We start from the raw sequence: 17,972 nt of genomic DNA on the forward strand, positions 1-17,972 counted from the left end.
CTCTCAGCCCTCGGCGGGCTGCTCGGCCGGCTCCTCGGCGATCTCGGCGGTGACGCTCAGCTCGGTGGCGTCCTCGGCGACGGTGAAGACCAGCTCGCCGACGACGTTGCCGCTGCGGCGCAGGTCGTCGGCGGCCTTCTCGGCGGTGTCGACCAGGCGGGCCGGGCCGGTGACCTCCACCCGGGCCAGCGGCGCGCGCATCTTGACCTTGGCGGCCGACTTGGCGCCGCGGATGCCGGACAGGGCGGCGGCGACGGCGTCGATCAGCGATCCGTCCGAGGCGGCCGGCGAGCCGAGCTCGGTGGCGGTCGGCCAGGCGGCGCGGTGGACCGAGCCCTCCTGCCACCACGACCAGACCTCCTCGGTGACATAGGGCAAGAAGGGCGCGAGCAGCCGGAGCTGGACCTGCAGGGCGAGGGCGAGCGTGGCCCGGGCGGAGGACGAGCCGTCGCCGTCGCCGGCGTACGCGCGCTCCTTGACCAGCTCGAGGTAGTCGTCGCAGAACTCCCAGAAGAACTTCTCGGTGACCTCGAGCGCGGTGGTGTAGTCGTACGCCTCGAACGCCTCCGTCGCACGGCGCACGACGCCGCCGAGCCGGCCGAGCAGCGCGGTGTCGACCGGCTGGCTGACAGCGGCGGTGCTGAACGTGGTCGCGCCGACGCTGCCGAGGACGAACTTCGACGCGTTGAGGACCTTCATCGCCAGCCGGCGGCCGACCTTCATCTGGGTCTCGTCGAAGGGCGAGTCCAGGCCCGGGCGGGCGATGGCCGCGCGCCAGCGGACCGCGTCGGCGCCGTACTTGTCGAGGATCTCGTTGGGGACGACGACATTGCCCTTGGACTTCGACATCTTCTTGCGGTCGGGGTCGACGATGAACCCGGAGATCATGGCGTGCGACCACGGCGCGACGTGGTTCTCGAAGTGCGCGCGCACGACGCGGGAGAACAGCCAGGTCCGGATGATGTCGTGAGCCTGGGTGGCCAGGTCCATCGGGAACACCCGCGACCACAGGTCGGGGTCGGACTCCCAGCCGCCCGCGATGTGGGGGGTGAGGGACGAGGTCGCCCAGGTGTCCATCACGTCGGGGTCGCCGATGAAGCCGCCCGGCTTGCCGCGCTGCTCCTCGGCGTAGCCGGTCGGCGCCTGCGTCGACGGGTCGATCGGCAGCTCGGCCTCGGTGGGCAGCAGCAGCCGGGTGTAGTCGGGCTCGCCCTCGGCGTCGAGGGGGTACCACACCGGGAACGGGATGCCGAAGAAGCGCTGGCGCGAGACCAGCCAGTCGCCGTTGAGGCCGCCGACCCAGTTGTCGTAGCGGTGCTTCATGTGGGGCGGCAGCCACTCGATCTCGGCGCCGCGGCCGAGCATCTGCTTGCGGATCTCGGTGTCGCGTCCGCCGTTGCGGATGTACCACTGGCGGGTGGAGACGATCTCGAGCGGCTTGTCGCCCTTCTCGTAGAAGTTCGCCATCCGCTGGGTCGGCTTCGGGTCGCCGTCGAGGTCGCCGGACTCCTTGAGCTTGGCTACCATCGCCTCGCGGGCGGAGTGGACCGTCTTGCCCTGGAGGTCGTCGTACGCCGCCGCGGCGCTCTCGCCCGACAGCCACTCCGGGGTCTCCCGCAAGAACCTGCCGTCGCGGCCGATGACGGTGCGCACCGGCAGCTGGAGCTCACGCCACCACTGGACGTCGGTGAGGTCGCCGAAGGTGCAGCACATCGCGATGCCGGCGCCCTTGTCCTTCTCGGCGGCGGCGTGCGCCAGCACCGGGATCTCCACGCCGAAGACGGGGGAGGTGACCGTGGTGCCGAACAGGTCCTGGTAGCGCTCGTCGTCGGGGTGCGCGATCAGCGCGACGGCGCTGGCGATGAGCTCGGGGCGGGTCGTCTCGACGTACACGGGGGCGCCGTCGGACTTGTGGTAGGCGACCCGGTGGTAGGCGCCGGCGTAGTCGCGCGCCTCCAGCTCGGCCTGCGCGACCGCGGTCTGGAAGGTGACGTCCCACAGGGTCGGCGCCTCCTGCAGGTAGGCCTCGCCGCGGGCCAGGTTGCGCAGGAACGCGCGCTGGCTGACGGTCTGCGCCTTGGGGCCGATCGTCGTGTAGGTGGTGTTCCAGTCGACGCTGAGGCCGAGGGTGCGCCACAGGTCCTCGAAGACCTTCTCGTCCTGCTCGACCAGCTGCTCGCACAGGGCGATGAAGTTGGGCCGGCTGATCGGGATCTGGCGCTTGGGGTCCGGCTTCTCCGGCGGGGTGAAGTCGGCGTCGTACGGCAGCGACGGGTCGCAGCGCACGCCGAAGTAGTTCTGCACCCGGCGCTCGGTGGGCAGGCCGTTGTCGTCCCAGCCCATCGGGTAGAAGACGGACTTGCCCTGCATCCGCCAGAAGCGGGCGATCAGGTCGGTGTGGGTGTAGGAGAACACGTGCCCGACGTGCAGGCTGCCGCTCACCGTCGGCGGCGGCGTGTCGATCGCGTAGACGTTCTCGCGCGGCTGGGTGCGGTCGAAGCCGTAGGTGTCGGCGTCCTTCCAGCGCTGCGCCCACTTCTCCTCGAGGCCCTCCAGCGCGGGCTTGTCCGGTACGACCACGGCGCTGGGGGGCGCGCTGGTCGGGTCCGGGGTCTGCGTGCTGTCGAGCTCGGTCATGGTCGAAGCCTATTGCGCCCCGGCGCCGGGGCTTTAACCGGCAGTTAGTCTCGGACGATGCGTCTGTTCCCGGGAACCGTCACCACTCTCGCCGCCGGTCTCGCCCTCGGCGTGGTCGGACCGGCCTCGCTGCCCGCCGCATCGGCCGCCGCCCGCGTCGAGCAGGTCACCTTGACCGGAAGCGGTTGGGGGCATGGCAAGGGCCTGTCGCAGTACGGCGCGAAGGGAGCGGCCGAGCAGGGCCTGAGCACCGACCAGATCCTCGACTTCTACTACCCCGGCACGGCGCCCGGGGTCGGCGGCGGCTCGGTGAGGGTGCTGATCACCGCCGACACCTCGAGCAATGTCGTCGTCCAGCACCGCGCGAAGCTGAAGGTGCGCAGCCTCGCCACCGGCCGGACCTGGAAGCTCGGCAAGCGCGGCGCGAAGCGCTGGAAGCTGACCGCCCACGGCGCCGACACCAGGCTCTCCGTCAAGACCAAGCGCTGGCACAAGGTCCGGATCATCCCGGGCCAGGCCGAGTTCAAGGCGAAGGGCGGCACGATCCGGCTCTACGTCCCCGGCGGCGCCGTCGACTACCGTGGCAAGATCCGCTCCGTCGTACCCGCGGGCGGGCAGGGCCGCGACACCGTCAACGTGTTGAAGGTGGAGAAGTACCTGCGCGGCGTCGTCCCCTCCGAGATGCCCGCGACGTGGCACCCCCAGGCGGTCCGGGCGCAGGCGGTCGCCGCCCGCACCTACGTCATCTTCGAGCGTGACACCAACGACCGCGGCGTCTTCGACGTCTACGACACCACCCAGTCGCAGGTCTATCGCGGCATCGCGGTCGAGCGGTCGGAGTCGAACGCCGCCATCGCCGCCACGGCCGGGCAGATCAGGACGTACGGCGGCCAGCCGGCGTTCACCCAGTTCTCGTCGAGCAACGGCGGCTGGACGGCGCCGGGCGGTCTGCCCTACCAGGTCGCGAAGCCGGACCCGTACGAGGCGACGTCGGGCAACCCGAACAACTCGTGGCAGGTCACGCTGACCGGGGTGGCGATCGAGACGCAGTTCCCGGGGATCGGTGACTTCACCGGCCTCGAGATCACCAAGGACCCGGCGCAGGGTGGCCGGGTGACCGCGGTGAAGGTCGTCGGAGCGGCGGGCAGCACCACGCTGACCGGCGACCAGTTCCGGATCAGGTTCGGGCTGAGGTCGACGATGTTCGCGTCGACGGCCTGAGGGTCGTCCCGCGCCCGGCGCGCAGGAACCCGCGCAGCAGCAGGCCCGCGACCAGCGCCCAGAACGCCGCGCCGATCCCGAGCACGCTGACGCCCGAGGCCGCCACCACCAGCGTCGCGGCCGCCGGCTCGCGCTCGGCCGGGTCGGCGAGTGCCTCGGCCAGGGCGGCGCCGAGGGTGCCGAGCAGCGCCAGGCCGGCGGCGGCCTGCATCACGCCGTCGGCCGCGGCGGCGACGAGGGTGGCCAACGCGGTGCTCGCGACCGCCAGCACGAGATAGGCGACCGACGTGCTCACCGCGGCGATCCAGCGCCGGCGCGGGTCCGGTCCGGCGCTGGGGCCGGCGGCGAGCGCGGCGCTGATGGCGGCGAGGTTGATCGCGTGCCCGCCGGTGGGGGCGCCGACGACGGTGCCGAGGCCGGTGACGGCGAGCGACTCACGCCACGGGACCCGGTACCCGAAGCCGCTCATCACCGCGACGCCGGGGACGTTCTGGGAGGCCATCGTGACGACGTACAGCGGGAGCGCGATGCCGGCCAGCGCGGAGAGCGACCAGGTCGGCGTGGTCCAGGCCAGGTGCGGGGCGAGGTCGGCGGCGTCGATCCGCGCGGTCGCGAGGACGGTGCCGAGGGCGACGAGGAGGGCGCCCGGCACCGCCCATCGCGGCGCCAGCCGGAGCAGCACCAGCCAGGTGAGCACCAGCGGGGCGACCGCGGCGGGGGAGTCGACGAGCGCCGTGACCGGCGCGAGGCACAGCGGCAGCAGCACCCCGGCGAGCATCGCGCGGGCCAGGCTGTGGGGGATCGCGGCGACCAGGTCGCCGACCTTCGGCACCAGCGCGGTCAGCAGGATCAGCACGCCGGTCGCGACGAAGGCGCCCACCGCGGCCGACCAGCCACCGCTCACCCCGGCGGAGGTGGCGAGCAGGGCGGCGCCCGGCGTGGACCAGGCGAGGGTGACCGGGATCCGGTGCCGCAGCGAGAGCCAGAGCATGCCGAGCGCCTGGGTGACCAGCAGCGTGGCGAGGCCGGAGGCCGCCTGGTCGGCCGTCGCGCCGACCGCGACCAGGCCGGCGAGCACGACGACGAACGAGCTGCTGAACCCGACCAGGGCCGTGACCACGCCGGCCGTCACGGGACCATGAGTAGTCTCCTCGGACACGCCGCCTCCTCCGGGAACACCGGTGCGGCGTTCTGTATATGGAACACTCTAGCCCGGATCCAGGCTGAGGGGGGCGGCGACGATGGCGCGAGAGGTCGGCGCCCGGATCCGGGCCCTGCGCGAGGCGCGCGGCCTCTCCCTGTCGGCACTGGCGGCCCAGGCGGGGATCGGGAAGGGGTCGCTCTCCGAGCTCGAGACGGGCCGGCGCAACCCCACCCTCGACACGCTGTACGCCGTCGCGACCCCGCTCGGCGTACCCCTCGCGGCGCTGCTCGACGACCACGACGGCGCCGCCGTCGCCGACGAGGGCGTGGTGGCGACCCGGGTCCGGGTGCTGCGCGAGCCCGGCCGGACGACCGAGGTCTACCTGCTGCGCCTGGCCGCCAGCGTCGAGCGCACCTCGCCCGCCCACCCCGCCGGTGTCGAGGAGCAGCTGGTCGTGCTCGCCGGTGCCGGCGAGGTCGAGCACGGCGGCCGCGTGGTCGCGGTCGGCCCCGGCGACCACGTGCGCTTCGCGGCCGACCTGCCGCACGCCTACCGGGCCGCCCCGGACACGGCCCTCGAGGCGGTCAACGTGATCGTCACTCCTGTCTGAGATCGGATGACGAGACTCCGCGCCTCAGAACGGCGGCCGCCCGGTCCCGCTGACCCGGAACCGGCCCCACGGGTCGAGGTCGGCGACCTTCCCGGCCGCCTCGCCGTAGGCGGTGCGCAGGGTGACCGGTGACCCGCTGCGGACGTCGCCGAGGGCGTTGTCGACAGCGATCCGGCCGTACCAGTGGAAGTGGCCGTCGAGCGGCTGGAAGGCGCCGCGCAGGGTCACCGACACGGCGTGCTCGGCCTCGCCGACGACGAGGACCGCGGGACCGTCGTACGCCTCCTGGGGCTCATGGGCGGGCGTGGCGCTCATCGGCGCCGCGCCGTTCGGATCGGGGTCACCTCGCCGGCGCCGGCGTCGAGGCGGGACAGGTCGACGCCGCTCTCGGCGGCCGCGCCGGACAGTGCGTGCCAGATGAAGTCGCTGAGGTAGCCGGCCGCCGCGCTGCGCGAGACGGTGTGCCGCTCCAGCCACCACTGGCCGACCGACGTGCCGAGGCCGACGACGGCGTGCGCCCAGGGCTCGGCCGCGCCGGTGTCGCCGCCGAGGTGGCGCAGGGCATCGCCGAGGAGGCGGGTCAGCTTCGCGGCGATCTGGTCCTTGCCCGCGGCCAGCGGGTCGGTGCCGCCGGCCGGCCGGCTGAGCAGGAGGAACGCCTGCGGATGCTCGGCGAGGGTGTCGAGGTACGCCGCCACGCCGGCGCCGACCCGGTCGCGGGCCGAGGCGGGCGCGTGGACCGCGGTGAGCACCCGGGCCAGGACCAGGTCGGCCGCCCAGGCGCCGACCGCGTCGTGCAGCTCGGACTTGTCGGCGAAGTAGCGGTAGAGGACCGGCTTGCTGACCCCGGCCTCGGCCGCGATGTCGGCCACCGAGGCGTCGGGGCCGAGGGTGTCGATGGCGCGCACGGCGGCATGGACGAACTCCTCGCGCCGCTCGGCGCGGTGTCGTTCCCAGCGGGTGGTGCGTCCGTCGCTCTTGACGTGGGGAGCCATGGGGAGAAGAGTACCTTTATCCGTTACTGACGGTAATACCTATGTCGCAGGAGGAAGCCCGTGACCTTGGAGGCGCTGCCCGAGCGGCTGCTGCGCTCGACCGCGCGCCAGTCGTACGACCCGGAGGTCGACCTCGACTGGAGCGCGCCCCCCGTCCCCGGCCTGTGGTGGATGCAGCCCGAGCGGATGTCGCTCTACGGCACTGCCATGTGGCGCTCGCTCAGCGAGGAGCAGCGGATCACGCTCTCGATGCACGAGGTCGCCAGCATCGCCAGTGTCGGGATCTGGTTCGAGATCGTGCTCATGCAGATCCTGCTGCGCGAGGCCTATCGCGAGGACCCGACCTCCGCGCGCACCCAGTTCGCGCTGACCGAGGTGGGTGACGAGACCCGGCACACGGTGATGTTCGGCCGGGCGATCGGCTCGATGGGCGTGCCGGCGTACGGTCCTCGGCCCACGCCGCACCGGCTCGCGCGACTCGGCCCGCTGGCGCTGCGCGGCGCGAGCGCGTACGCCGGCATCCTGATCGGCGAGGAGCCGGTCGATCGCTGGCAGCGGGAGATGATGCGCGACGAGCGGATCCAGCCGCTGACCCGGATGGTCGCCCGGATCCACGTCACCGAGGAGGCCCGCCACGTCACCTTCGCCCGTGACGAGCTGGCCAAGGCGGTGCGCGGCCTGGGCCGCGCCAGGCTGCGCTGGCACCAGGCGATGACCGCGCAGGTCGCCTACGTGACGATGCGCTCGCTGGTCCACCCCGACGTGTACGCCGCCGTGGGGCTCGACCCGCAGCAGGCGCGGCGCGAGGCCCTCGGCAACGAGAGCTACCGCGCGACGATCGCCTGGATGGGCGAGAAGGTGATGCCGGTGCTGCAGGAGAACGGCATGGTCTCCGAGCGCGACCGCAAGACCTGGCGGGCGTCCTTCCTGCTGCCCTGACCCGAGTCCACGACGAACGGTGCCGTGAACTGGTAGGCCATCTCCGCCAGCTCCCGTCGTCGGTGTGCTGGCCTGGGCGGGACTGTTCGGGTGCATCAGCTTCGAGGTGTTCGGCCAGTACGGCCCGGGTGCGTTCGGCGACCCGGCGGCGCTCTTCGAGCACCACCTCGCAACGTTCGCCACGGACCTCGGACTGGGGGACGGCCTCAGCGCGTGAACCGCTGCCGCGCCGCGATCACCTCGGCGTAGACCGCCGGGGCCAGCGCGGCCCCCTCGCGTCGTACGTCGGCCGCGGGGAGGACGAGCAAGCGGTTGAGCCGGACCTCGCTCGGCCGGCCGCGCGGGTCCCAGGCGCCGGTGCCGATGTCCATCCAGTACCGGCCCGCGGCGGCCTCCTGGGCCTCGTCGCGGTCGTGGTCCTTGCTCGTCATGGCCAGCGCATGCACGACCTCCCGGCCGTCGCGGCCGATGGCCGTGCCGATCACCAGCACCGGGCGGTCCTTGCCCTGGCTGGGGTCGTCCTCGTAGGGGACCCACGCCCAGACGACCTCGCCCGGGTCGGGCCGGTCGTCGGTGACCGGTGCGTAGCTGCCGTCGGGCCGTCCGCTCATCTCGCCTCCAGGAATTGCCCGACCAGGCCGGGGGTGGCGGCCTCGGCGAGCGCGATCGCCGCGTCCGTGGGTACGTCGGGCACCCGCACCTGCCCCTTGCCGCCGGCCGTCGTCGCGGCGAGCGCGACCAGGCCGGCCCGGCGCTGGAACCAGGTGGCGCGCTGGTTCCAGCCGATCACGTGGCCGGCGGCGACCGCGTCGCGGCTGCGCAGCACCGAGCCGGAGCGCATCACGACGTGGCCGTCGAGGAAGCCGTGCCCGAGGGCGCGGGCCCGGTCCGCCGCGAGGGCGAGCGCGACGCCGATCGGGAGCACGGCGCCGCCCAGCAGCCAGGCAGGGCCGCCGGCCAGGACCGCGACCACCGCGGCCGCGACGAAGGGAAGCGCGCCGAGCAGGGCCCGGCTGTAGCGCCGGGTCGTCGCCGCGCGGCCGTGGGGGAGCAGGTCCGCGGTGATCGGGCCGGGGGTGCCGAGCACTGCCGACGCGACGGCGTACCCGGTCGCCTGGGGTGCGGGCGGCAGCAGGACGGCGGAGCGGGCCTGGTCACCGGTCAGCCCGGTCACGATCGCGCCGACCCGCCGGCCGCGCGCGACCCGCAGCGCGGCGGGCTCGCCGAGACTGACGCCGGCGAGGCGCGCGACGTCGATGCTGGTCTCGCGGCGGGTGAGCAGGCCGCGGCGCACGTGCCAGGCGGCGCCGTGCCTGCTGAGGACGAAGCCGCCGTTCGTGACCAGGTAGCCACCGACGGCGAGCAGTGTCACGAGCAGGACGGCGACCACGACGACGGCGACGACGAAGCCCTGGCCGATGGCGGCGAGGTCGTCCTCGCTGACGCGGATGTCGATCGACTCCGCGAGCTGGAAGGCGCCACCGATGATCGCGCCGAGCCCGACCAGGACGGTGCCACTGAACGGGGCGTACCACAGCCAGCGCGGCACGAACCGGGCGACGACCTGCTCCTCCTCGACGTGGCCCGCGGCGGCGTCCGCGGGGACGGCGGCGTGGAGCAGCTCCGAGCGCAGCCGGGCCGCCTCCTCGCGGGGCAGCGCGTCGAGGACCAGACGCTCGTCGCTGTCGCTGGCGACGCTGCCGGTGCCGATCACGACCGTCGCCAGCCCGAGCACGCGGTGGACCGGCGACGCGGTCAGGTCGACCGTGCGCACCCGGTCGACCGGCGTCGACAGGGTGTGTCGCTGGAGCAGGCCGCGCTGGAGCTCGACGCGCCCGTCGGCGATCCGGTAGGTCGTGGTGAGGTAGCGCACTACGCCGAGCCCGACCGGGATGCCGACGCCGAGCAGCGCCCACGCTCCGGCGCCGGACGCGCCGCCCGCCACGACCAGGCCGACGAGGACGGGCAGGAACTTGCCGACCTCCTTGATCGGGTGGACCAGCAGCATCCGCGGGTCGAGGCGCTGCCAGGCGACCGGCGAGACGGGCAGGCTCACGTGGCGTCGCCCTCGACCAGGTCCGCCTTGCGGGTCAGCTCGTCGACGAGCGCGAGCGCGACGGGGCGGTCCAGTCCCTCGATCTGCAGCGGACCGGCTGCCGAGGCGGTGGTCACGGTGACCGTCGCGAGGCCGAACAGCCGCGCCAGCGGACCCTGCGCGAGGTCGACCGTCTGCACGCGCGACATGGGCGCGATCCGCCGCTCCTGGGCCCACCAGCCGCGCTGGGTGTAGACCGCGGTCGCGGAGACCTCCCAGCGGTGAACGGCATAGCGCCACCGCGGTACGGCGAGCGCCACCGCCGCGCAGAGCACCACCGCCAGCACGACCAGCCACCAGCGCAGGCCGTCGGGGGTGAGCAGCACCGCCGCGACGCCGAGCCCGACTGCCACGACGAGCGCGGCGATCGCGGTCTCGACGTGCCACATCAGGCGGGCCCGGGGACTGACCCGGTGGGCGGGGTCGCGCAGCTGGCTCACGCTGGGGAGCCTACGTGCTGCGGGGCTGGGGCCCGGCGCGCGCGGCACGGGACCTTGGTCCCTGTCGGCCTGGCCGGTGTCGCCCGAATTGACCATGGTGGATCGGCCTTCGGTCAGGATCGGCACACTCCGGCCCGCGGGCGTGGGCGAGCGGCCTAGCCTGGGAGTCATGCTGGACACCTTGACCCTGCGCGTGGCCTTCGGCCTCGTCGCGGCCTGTGTCCTGGCCCTCTTCTACGGCGTCACCTACCGCTCGACCCGGGCGGCCTACAGCGGCTGGTGGTGCGCGTCGCTGGGCTGCTTCATCGTCAGCGCGTCCCTCTTCTTGGCCAACGGCACGCCCGCGCAGGTGGTCGCCAACCCGCTCGGCAACGCGACCGGCGTGCTCGGCGCGGCCTGCGTGTGGGCCGGTGGACGTTCGCTGCGCGAGCGCCGGGTGCGGGCCTGGCAGGTGCTCGTCGTACCGGTCGTGGTGCTCGTCGTCTCGCTCGCCGACGACCCGCGCACCGACATCTGGTCCGGTGGCGCGGTCTACCTGGCCGGGATGGCGCTGCTGATCGGCGCCTCGGCCCGCGAGCTCGGCCTGCTGCTGCGCGGCCTCGAGCCGGCCGCCGCGCCTCGGGGCCAGTACCGCTTCGTGCTCACCGCGATGGCGCTCGCGTCGAGCGTGATCGCGGTCTTCTACCTCGCGCGGACCGTCGCCTTCGTGGCCGTCGGGCCGACCCACCCCTTCTTCGAGGCGGTCTTCGGCGGTCAGGTCACGACGCTGCTGATGATGGTGCTGCTGGTGGTGGTCACCTTCAGCATGTCCGCGCTCAGCCACGAGCAGCAGACCTCCGAGCTGCGTCTGCAGGCCACCCGGGACGACCTCACCGGCCTGCTCAACCGAGCCGAGTTCCTCCGGGCCGCGCAGCGCGACATCGATCGCGGTCCGGTCCGTGCCGACGCGGCGGTGGTCGTCGCCGACCTCGACCGGTTCAAGAGCATCAACGACGGCCTCGGTCATGCGGCGGGCGACCGGGCGCTCACCGCCTTCGCCGACGCGTGCCAGGCCGTCGTCGGCCTGCGGGGCGTGATCGGGCGGCTCGGCGGCGACGAGTTCGTGCTGCTGGTCCGCGGCGCCCCGGCCGAGGCGGTGGTCGACGCGATCGCCCGCAGCTATCGCGGCGACGACGAGACCGGCCCGATGCCGACGGTCAGCTTCGGCATCGCTCCCGTCGTCGCGGGCGACGACATCGCGCTCGCCCTGGCGTACGCCGACGAGGCGCTCTACGAGGCGAAGGCCGCCGGCCGGGCCCGAGCTGTGCGAGCCGTGCGGCACGACGACCGCCCACCGTCGCTGGTGGATCGTCGTCGCTCCGCCTGACCAGCCTGGGGCTCAGCCCCGGGCGACCCGTTGCCCGGGGCGGAAAATGACCCGGTCCACTGGTTAACAAACGTTAACCTCGTGGCCTACGATGGGACCATGACCCAGTTCGAGCTGTCGCGCGAGCACGAGGAGTTCCGTCGTACCGTCCGGGACTTCGCCGAGGCCGCCATCCGCCCGCACGTCGCGGAGTGGGACAAGGCGCACCACTTCCCGACCGACGTCGTCCACAAGATGGGGGAGCTGGGGCTGTTCGGCCTCACCGCCCCGGAGGAGTACGGCGGCGCCGGGCTCGACGCGGCCGACGGCCCGTTCACCTCGCTGTGCCTGGCGATCGAGGAGCTCGGCCGGGTCGACCAGTCGATCGGCATCACCCTCGAGGCGGGGGTGGGCCTCGGCATCAACCCGATCCTCACCTACGGCACCGACGAGCAGAAGAAGACCTGGCTGCCCGACCTGGTGTCCGGCCAGCGGCTCGCCGGCTTCGGCCTCACCGAGCCGGGGGCCGGCTCGGACGCGGGCGCCACCAAGACCCGCGCCGAGCTCGACGCCGGCGAGTGGGTGATCAACGGTGGCAAGCAGTTCATCACCAACTCCGGCTCCGAGATCACCAGCCTGGTGACCGTGACCGCGCGTACCGGCGTCTCGGAGTCGGGCAGGCCGGAGATCTCCGCGATCATCGTGCCGTCCGGTACGCCGGGCTTCCTCGCCGAGCCGGGCTACGACAAGCTCGGCTGGCACATCTCCGACACCCACCCGCTCTCCTTCACCGACTGCCGGGTGCCCGAGCAGAACCTGGTCGGCGAGCGGGGCCGCGGCTACGCCCAGTTCCTCGCCATCCTCGACGACGGCCGGGTCGCCATCGCCGCGCTCGCCGTCGGCCTGATCCAGGCCTGCGTCGACCTGTGCGTGGAGTACTCCCTCGACCGGCAGACCATGGGCGGCCCGATCGGCCGCAAGCAGGGCGTCGCCTTCCAGATCGCCGACCTCGAGGTCATGCTGCACGCCTCGCGGATGCTGACCTACCGCGCCGCCGCGATGAGGGATGCGATGGAGGGCGGACACGGCCCGTCGATGAAGGAGTTCAAGCAGGCGGCGTCGGTGGCCAAGCTGTACGCCAGCGAGTCGGCCGTCACGGCGACCCGGATCGCCACCCAGGTCTTCGGCGGCTACGGCTTCATGGAGGAGTACCCGGTCGCGCGGTTCTACCGCGACGCCAAGATCCTCGAGATCGGCGAGGGCACCTCCGAGGTGCAGCGGATGCTCATCGCCCGCGGGCTCGGGCTCCCCGTCGAGTAGGACGCCCGCGGCGGCGTACGCCGAGCGCCACCGCGACCAGCAGTGCCAGTGCGCCGACTCCGATCCAGATCAGGGTCGGCGCACTGTCGTCGGTGGGCTCCTCGAGGACCCGGTCCGGCGGCGGTGCGTCGGCGCCGGCCGGTCGGGTGTAGTCGGGCACGCCGTCGGCCGGGACGCCGTCGATCGCGAGGCTCAGCGTGACCGTCGCCGGCGCGGCCCCGGGCGGCAGGCCGACCAGCACGTAGCGCGTCCCCGCGAGGCAGGCTCCGGCGCGGGTCGGGTCGAACGAGTCCCGGTGCAGGTACGACGTCACGTAGCTCTGCGCCCGCCCGGGCCCGCTCGAGGCGACGTCCTCGCCGAGCAGCGGCCCGAGGACGGTCACCGTGGTGTCCGGGCCGCCGTCGACCTGGGCGCGCAGGGACTGGTCCCAGTCGAGCGGGATCGTCACCACCGCCTGTCGCCCCGGCTCGAGCCGGAGCTCGTGGCTGCCCGTGCCGACGGCGGCGGCGTCGGCCGGGGTCGTGCCCGCGGCGACCGGCCGCGGTGACGGCTCGGGCTCCAACGGCTGCCAGGCGGGGACGGCCGGCTCACGCAGCAGGTCGAACGCGTACGCCGACAGCGGCGGCTCCTCCGCCACGACCACCGTGGCAGCGCGCCCCCGGTCGGCCGGGTCGCTGGGCGGGGCGACGGTCACGAACAGCTCAGCCGCCGTGCCGCAGGCGTGGTCGGGCTCGTCGGTCCACGTCGACGCCGTCGTGGTGAGCAGCGGAGCCGGCTCGCCGAGGGTCGGCCGGAACACGGCGCCGCTGCCGCAGCCGGTGCCGTCGGGCGTCGTGCCGATGGTCAGTCGGACCCCCTCGCCGACCGAGTCGCCGGCGCCGACGTACCAGAGCGCGACGTGCAGGGTGCTGCCCGGCGCGGTCCGCTGCAGCCGGAAGGTCGTCGGTGCGTCGGTGGGCAGCGTGATCGGGTGGCTGCCGGGGGTGAGGGTGGGAACGTCCGCGTGTGCCGCCGCGGGCAGCAAGACGGGCAGCGCCAGCAGGACGGCGAGCAGCCGGGTCAGCGTGACCAGAGGTCGGTCCACGAGTGCCCGAGCTCCTGGACCATGCCGCGCAGCAGCGGCAGGCTGACCCCAACGACATTGTGGTGGTCGCCCTCGATGCTGGCGACGAACCCGCCGCCGAGCCCGTCGACGGTGAACGCGCCGGCGACGTGGAGCGGTTCGCCGGTCGCGACGTACGCCGCGATCTCGTCGTCGGTGACGTCGGCGAAGTGGACCGTGGTGGAGGCGGTCGCGGCGACCTGGTGGCTGCTCGCGCGGTCGTGCAGGCAGTGGCCGGTGTGCAGGACCCCGGACCGGCCGCGCATCGCCTGCCAGCGGCGTACCGCGTCGTCGGCGTCGTCGGGCTTGCCGAGCGCGACCCCGTCGAGCTCGAGCACCGAGTCGCAGCCGAGCACCAGGCCGTCGGCCGGGACGTCGTCGCGACCGGCCACCGCGCCGCACTTGAGCTCGGCCAGCCGCAGCGCCAGCTCGGCCGGCGGCACGTCGCTGACCTGCGACTCGTCGACCCCCGACACGATCACCCGCGGGTCGAGACCGGCGTTGCGCAGGGTCGCCAGGCGCGCGGGGGAGGCGGAGGCGAGGACGAAGGTCGGCACGCCGTCACCCTAACGAGGTCCGGCGACGAAACCTTTCGGGACCTGTCGCCGCAGGTCGTCACCCCGTCGGCGGCAGCTGACCGGATCCTGGTCACCGACCCAAGCACCGGCAGCACCATCACCTACACCGCCGATCAGTACGCCAGCGGCCACTGACGCGGGCATGCCGATGCCCCCGCGATCTCGGTGACTCGCGGGGTGTGGGCGGGGTCGCTACTCGTCGGGTGGGCTGGGATCGCTGGTGCCGTGGATCGGGTGGGTGCCGCGGTGGTCGACACGGAACCGGAACCCGTTCGGGCTGGTCCACACGTACGAGCCCGGCGTCACGATGTCGTAGCGCCATCGTGAGTGGGTCTTGGCCCTGTGATGGCGTCGACACAACGGCACTTCGTTGCAGGGACACGTCGGGCCACCCTGGTCGAACGGGCGGTGGTGGTCGAGGTCGCAACGCTGTGCGGGACGAGCGCAGTGGGGGAACCGGCAGGTGTGGTCCCGCAGGATCACACGTGTCCGATGACGCTCGGGGATCTCGTACGCCGTCACGGGCACGTGGTCGGCCAGGTCGATCACCGGCCGCACGACGATGGTGGTGTCGCGGGCGCGGAGCCATTCGCGGATCTGCGTGGTGGTGATGGGGCAGCGGCCCTCCTCCCACCGGCCGACCGGGTTGGTGGAGGGGCTCACGAACGGGTTGTCCCCGAGGAGGCTGGTGTCGGTGATGTGGACGTTGAGGACGACCTTGCGGCCCGGGACGGTCGTGACGACCTCACCGGTGTCGGGGTCGGGGATCAGCAGGTCCAACGCGAGGTCGTGGCGGGCGAGCTCGGCCGCGGCCTTCGAGCGGCGCACGTCGAGCGACGAGTCGTCACCCAACCGGCCGAGCACGTCAGCGCGTCGGGCGACGGCCTGGTCGAGGTCCCGTCCGTCAGCGGCGTCCATGAGTGCGTCGAGGTGGACCAGGCCGTGCTCGTCGACCTCGCCGAGGTCGAAACGACGCCGGTCGGCGGCTTTCTGTCGTTCGGCCTCAGCACGCTCGGGGTCGTGCCGCAGCACTGCCTCGACCACGAGGCGTTCGAGCTGGGCCCAGCCGACGCCGGAGGCGTCGAAGAGTTGCCGGTCCACGAACCCCGCCGCCTCGGCGGACAGGGCGTGGGTGAGGTCGGCGATCCGCTCGGCCCGCCACGGCGCCAACCGGCCGGCCACGACGGCGTCGTAGACGTTCGGGAGCCGCCAGGCGCACTCGATGACCCGCCCGACATACGCCTTCCCACCATCGGGCGCGCGGCCGAGGACCGCGACGAGCTCCATGAGTGCGAACTCGCTGACCAACGGCGCACCGGGCCCGGCGATCGGGACACCCGTGTCGAGATAGTCCTCGGTGATGGTCGCTGCGCCTTCGGGGCCGGTGACGATGTGGTCGCCGGCCCACTCGGCGATGGTCGCCCACTCACGGACGATCGATGCCTCTCGGCCCTCGACCTCGGCACGTAGCCCGGACAGCAGAGCTGCTGTCGAGCGGGGCCGGGTTCCGAGATCCATGACTGAACTCTCCCACCCACCCCCGACAGAATCGAACGTCGAGAACCCGCCTGTGGACAGGGAAAACCCCATCAGCCGGATGTGGAGAACGGACATCACGAATCGCGACGTCGCCGGTCAAGGTGAGGACCTCGAGCAGGCGGTTGACGTTCTTGTCGTTGTTCCAGCCGCTCGACGCCCACGGCACCTCGCAGGTGTCGGGGATCTCCGCGGCGGTATGCGGTCCCTCGGTGCGGAGCAGGGCGAGGACGTCGGCCCGGAAGCTCTGGTTGGCCGCGAGCCAGTCGTGGATCGTGGGGTGCAGGTCGTGGGGTGCGACGGCGAGCAGGAGCCCGACATCGGCCCTCAGAGCCGGGCCAGCGCGGCCTGCAGCGGGTCGAGGCCGAGGCTGCCGAGGTCGAGCGCCGCGGTGTGGAAGGCCTTGAGGTCGAACGCCGCGCCGTGCCGGGCCTGTGCCGCCGCGCGCGACTCGAGCCAGATCCGCTCGCCGACCTTGTACGACGGCGCCTGACCCGGCCAGCCGAGGTAGCGGTTGACCTCGAAGCGCAGCGAGCCGTCGTCCATCCGCGAGTGCGCGCGCATGAACTCGTAGGCCAAGTCGGCGTCCCAGGTCTCGCCGGGCCGCCAGCCGAAGGGGTTGTCGGCGGGCACGGTGAGCCCGAGGTGGACGCCGATGTCGACGACCACGCGGGCGGCGCGGAAGCCCTGCATGTCGAGGAACCCGAGCCGCTCGCCGGGGTCGGCGAAGTAGCCGAGCTCGTCCATCAGCCGCTCGGCGTACAGCGCCCAGCCCTCGCCGTGGCCGCTGACCCAGCACAGCAGCCGCTGCCAGCGGTTGAGCAGGTCGGCGCGGTGGACGGCCTGCGCGACCTGCAGGTGATGGCCGGGGACGCCCTCGTGGAAGACGGTCGTCGTCTCGCGCCAGGTGGAGTAGCGCTCGTTGTCGTCGGTGAACGAGAACCACATCGTGCCGGGGCGGGAGAAGTCCTCGGTGGGCGGGGTGTACCAGGCGCCGCCGTCGTTGACCGGCGCCACCTTGCACTGCAGGGTGCGGATCGGCTCGGCGATGTCGAAGTGGACGCCGTCGAAGTCGGCCAGGACCGTGTCGGACCGCTCCTGCATCCAGGCCTGGAACGCCTCGCGGCTGCCGCAGTCGCGCGCCGGGTCGGCGTCGAGCGCGGCGACGGCGTCGGCGACCGAGCCGCCCGGCACGATCCGGAGTGCGGTGGCGGCCATGTCGTCCTCGATCCGCTTGAGCTCCTCCCAGCCCCAGCGGTAGGCCTCCTCGAGGTCGACGCTCGCGCCGAGGAAGGCGCGCGACTCCAGGGCGTAGCGCTCCCGTCCCACCCCGTCGACGTCGCGGCCGCGGGGGAGCAGGTCGGTCTCGACGAAGCGCCCGAACTCGGCGTACGCCGCCGACGCGCTCGCCGCGGCCGCGGCGAGCGCCTCGCGCCGGTCGGCCGGTGCCGCGGCCACGACGCCGGCGAAGTAGTCGCCCGCGGCCCCCTCCTGCCCGGTCCAGCCGCGCACCTGGCCGGCCACCTCGGCGTACTGCCGCCTGGCCGAGACCCGGCCCGCGCCCGCCTCCTCGAGCAGGGTGGTGCGATAGCCCGCGAGCGCGGCCGGCACCGCGGCGAGCCGCGAGCCGATCGCGTCCCACTGCTCGACGGTGTCGGTCGGCATCAGGTCGAACACCTCGCGCACCGCGTGGATCCCGCTCGAGATCACCGAGAACTCACTGCGCTCCAGGCCCGCGTCGGCCCGCTCGACGGCGAGTCCGACCCGCTCGAGGAAGGCCGCCTTGGCGACCTCCTCGCGCTCGTCGGCCGCCGCCAGCGCGGCGACGTCGGCGAGGGCGCGGCGGTGCAGCTCCTCGCTCGCCGCGAAGCCGTCGGGGGACAGGTCGGGCAGCTCGCCGTCGTGGCCGGCGATGCCGGCGTAGGTCGCCGTCAACGGGTCGAGGGCGGCGAGGTCCTCGACGAACTGGTCGGTGCGGGTGTCCACGAGTCGGGTCATGGGAGCCATTCT

At 73.3% G+C, this 17,972-nt stretch carries 16 protein-coding genes and 1 pseudogene; 6 read left to right on the forward strand and 11 right to left on the reverse strand.

Features of this window, described 5'->3' with window-relative positions; all coding sequences use genetic code 11:
• Window positions 1-3: 3 nt before the first annotated feature.
• A complete protein-coding gene (gene valS / locus ACUP6Y_RS06425) occupies window positions 4-2,637 on the reverse strand; it encodes a valine--tRNA ligase (RefSeq protein ID WP_462554875.1) in 2,634 nt (877 codons plus the stop codon).
• A gap of 57 nt (window positions 2,638-2,694) precedes the next feature.
• Between valS and ACUP6Y_RS06430 the strand changes: the two genes are divergently transcribed.
• Complete coding sequence (locus ACUP6Y_RS06430) at window positions 2,695-3,858, forward strand: SpoIID/LytB domain-containing protein (protein WP_462554876.1); 1,164 nt, start codon at window positions 2,695-2,697, stop codon at window positions 3,856-3,858.
• Here ACUP6Y_RS06430 and ACUP6Y_RS06435 read toward each other — a convergent pair.
• Window positions 3,815-5,017 (reverse strand): benzoate/H(+) symporter BenE family transporter, encoded by a 1,203-nt coding sequence (locus ACUP6Y_RS06435; protein WP_462554877.1) that lies wholly within the window; start codon window positions 5,015-5,017, stop codon window positions 3,815-3,817. The genes ACUP6Y_RS06430 and ACUP6Y_RS06435 overlap by 44 nt on opposite strands.
• A gap of 82 nt (window positions 5,018-5,099) precedes the next feature.
• Between ACUP6Y_RS06435 and ACUP6Y_RS06440 the strand changes: the two genes are divergently transcribed.
• The gene (locus tag ACUP6Y_RS06440; protein ID WP_462554878.1) at window positions 5,100-5,612 is read left to right on the forward strand and encodes a helix-turn-helix domain-containing protein; all 513 of its coding nucleotides are present in this window, start codon (window positions 5,100-5,102) and stop codon (window positions 5,610-5,612) included.
• Window positions 5,613-5,636: 24 nt separating this feature from the next.
• Here ACUP6Y_RS06440 and ACUP6Y_RS06445 read toward each other — a convergent pair whose 3' ends face one another.
• Window positions 5,637-5,927: a DUF4873 domain-containing protein gene (locus tag ACUP6Y_RS06445; protein ID WP_462554880.1), complete on the reverse strand. Its 291-nt coding sequence runs from the start codon at window positions 5,925-5,927 to the stop codon at window positions 5,637-5,639.
• On the reverse strand, window positions 5,924-6,607 hold the full coding sequence (locus tag ACUP6Y_RS06450) for a TetR/AcrR family transcriptional regulator (protein WP_462554881.1): 684 nt from the start codon (window positions 6,605-6,607) through the stop codon (window positions 5,924-5,926). Before ACUP6Y_RS06450 ends, ACUP6Y_RS06445 begins: the two co-directional genes overlap by 4 nt.
• 60 nt (window positions 6,608-6,667) lie before the next feature.
• On the opposite strand from ACUP6Y_RS06450, the gene ACUP6Y_RS06455 reads away from it, so the two are divergent.
• Entirely contained in the window at window positions 6,668-7,546 is an 879-nt protein-coding gene (locus tag ACUP6Y_RS06455; protein ID WP_462554882.1) for an AurF N-oxygenase family protein, read from the forward strand.
• Window positions 7,547-7,598: 52 nt separating this feature from the next.
• Window positions 7,599-7,763: pseudogene (locus ACUP6Y_RS06460) on the forward strand (TetR-like C-terminal domain-containing protein); the annotation flags it as partial.
• On the opposite strand, the gene ACUP6Y_RS06465 reads toward ACUP6Y_RS06460, so the two are convergent.
• The 3 genes from ACUP6Y_RS06465 to ACUP6Y_RS06475 are packed head-to-tail and all read right to left on the reverse strand — an operon-like array spanning window position 7,753 to window position 10,081.
• Complete coding sequence (locus ACUP6Y_RS06465) at window positions 7,753-8,157, reverse strand: type II toxin-antitoxin system PemK/MazF family toxin (RefSeq protein ID WP_462554883.1); 405 nt, start codon at window positions 8,155-8,157, stop codon at window positions 7,753-7,755. The pseudogene ACUP6Y_RS06460 and the gene ACUP6Y_RS06465 sit on opposite strands and share 11 nt — an antisense overlap.
• On the reverse strand, window positions 8,154-9,602 hold the full coding sequence (locus ACUP6Y_RS06470) for a PH domain-containing protein (protein WP_462554884.1): 1,449 nt from the start codon (window positions 9,600-9,602) through the stop codon (window positions 8,154-8,156). Before ACUP6Y_RS06470 ends, ACUP6Y_RS06465 begins: the two co-directional genes overlap by 4 nt.
• Window positions 9,599-10,081 carry a PH domain-containing protein gene (locus tag ACUP6Y_RS06475; RefSeq protein WP_462554887.1) on the reverse strand — a complete coding sequence of 161 codons (483 nt, stop codon included), beginning with the start codon at window positions 10,079-10,081 and terminating at the stop codon, window positions 9,599-9,601. Before ACUP6Y_RS06475 ends, ACUP6Y_RS06470 begins: the two co-directional genes overlap by 4 nt.
• Before the next feature lie 169 nt (window positions 10,082-10,250).
• Between ACUP6Y_RS06475 and ACUP6Y_RS06480 the strand changes: the two genes are divergently transcribed.
• Window positions 10,251-11,447 carry a GGDEF domain-containing protein gene (locus tag ACUP6Y_RS06480; protein WP_462554890.1) on the forward strand — a complete coding sequence of 399 codons (1,197 nt, stop codon included), beginning with the start codon at window positions 10,251-10,253 and terminating at the stop codon, window positions 11,445-11,447.
• Between the two features lie 99 nt (window positions 11,448-11,546).
• Window positions 11,547-12,746 carry an acyl-CoA dehydrogenase family protein gene (locus ACUP6Y_RS06485; protein WP_462554891.1) on the forward strand — a complete coding sequence of 400 codons (1,200 nt, stop codon included), beginning with the start codon at window positions 11,547-11,549 and terminating at the stop codon, window positions 12,744-12,746.
• On the opposite strand, the gene ACUP6Y_RS06490 is transcribed toward ACUP6Y_RS06485, so the two are convergent.
• The 4 genes from ACUP6Y_RS06490 to ACUP6Y_RS06505 all read right to left on the reverse strand — a co-directional run bounded on the left by ACUP6Y_RS06490 (window position 12,712) and on the right by ACUP6Y_RS06505 (window position 17,960).
• Window positions 12,712-13,830, reverse strand: a complete 1,119-nt coding sequence (locus tag ACUP6Y_RS06490; protein ID WP_462554892.1) for a hypothetical protein — start codon at window positions 13,828-13,830, stop codon at window positions 12,712-12,714. The two genes, ACUP6Y_RS06485 and ACUP6Y_RS06490, sit on opposite strands and share 35 nt — an antisense overlap.
• Window positions 13,806-14,405 carry a Maf family protein gene (locus tag ACUP6Y_RS06495; RefSeq protein WP_462554893.1) on the reverse strand — a complete coding sequence of 200 codons (600 nt, stop codon included), beginning with the start codon at window positions 14,403-14,405 and terminating at the stop codon, window positions 13,806-13,808. The genes ACUP6Y_RS06490 and ACUP6Y_RS06495 overlap by 25 nt, the downstream gene beginning before the upstream one ends.
• A 213-nt stretch (window positions 14,406-14,618) precedes the next feature.
• Window positions 14,619-15,944 carry an HNH endonuclease signature motif containing protein gene (locus ACUP6Y_RS06500; RefSeq protein WP_462554894.1) on the reverse strand — a complete coding sequence of 442 codons (1,326 nt, stop codon included), beginning with the start codon at window positions 15,942-15,944 and terminating at the stop codon, window positions 14,619-14,621.
• Between the two features lie 345 nt (window positions 15,945-16,289).
• The gene (locus ACUP6Y_RS06505) at window positions 16,290-17,960 is read right to left on the reverse strand and encodes a DUF885 domain-containing protein (protein WP_462554895.1); all 1,671 of its coding nucleotides are present in this window, start codon (window positions 17,958-17,960) and stop codon (window positions 16,290-16,292) included.
• Window positions 17,961-17,972: the final 12 nt, after the last annotated feature.

Source organism: Nocardioides sp. S5-5 (assembly GCF_054954065.1).

Excerpts from the sequence above, each read along its gene's own strand:
- ACUP6Y_RS06500 (WP_462554894.1), bottom strand. The coding sequence starts at position 15,944 with ATGGATCTCGGAACCCGGCCCCGCTCGACAGCAGCTCTGCTGTCCGGG.
- ACUP6Y_RS06440 (WP_462554878.1), top strand. The coding sequence starts at position 5,100 with ATGGCGCGAGAGGTCGGCGCCCGGATCCGGGCCCTGCGCGAGGCGCGC.
- ACUP6Y_RS06450 (WP_462554881.1), bottom strand. The coding sequence starts at position 6,607 with ATGGCTCCCCACGTCAAGAGCGACGGACGCACCACCCGCTGGGAACGA.
- ACUP6Y_RS06505 (WP_462554895.1), bottom strand. The coding sequence starts at position 17,960 with ATGACCCGACTCGTGGACACCCGCACCGACCAGTTCGTCGAGGACCTC.
- valS (WP_462554875.1), bottom strand. The coding sequence starts at position 2,637 with ATGACCGAGCTCGACAGCACGCAGACCCCGGACCCGACCAGCGCGCCC.
- ACUP6Y_RS06445 (WP_462554880.1), bottom strand. The coding sequence starts at position 5,927 with ATGAGCGCCACGCCCGCCCATGAGCCCCAGGAGGCGTACGACGGTCCC.
- ACUP6Y_RS06465 (WP_462554883.1), bottom strand. The coding sequence starts at position 8,157 with ATGAGCGGACGGCCCGACGGCAGCTACGCACCGGTCACCGACGACCGG.
- ACUP6Y_RS06485 (WP_462554891.1), top strand. The coding sequence starts at position 11,547 with ATGACCCAGTTCGAGCTGTCGCGCGAGCACGAGGAGTTCCGTCGTACC.
- ACUP6Y_RS06480 (WP_462554890.1), top strand. The coding sequence starts at position 10,251 with ATGCTGGACACCTTGACCCTGCGCGTGGCCTTCGGCCTCGTCGCGGCC.
- ACUP6Y_RS06430 (WP_462554876.1), top strand. The coding sequence starts at position 2,695 with ATGCGTCTGTTCCCGGGAACCGTCACCACTCTCGCCGCCGGTCTCGCC.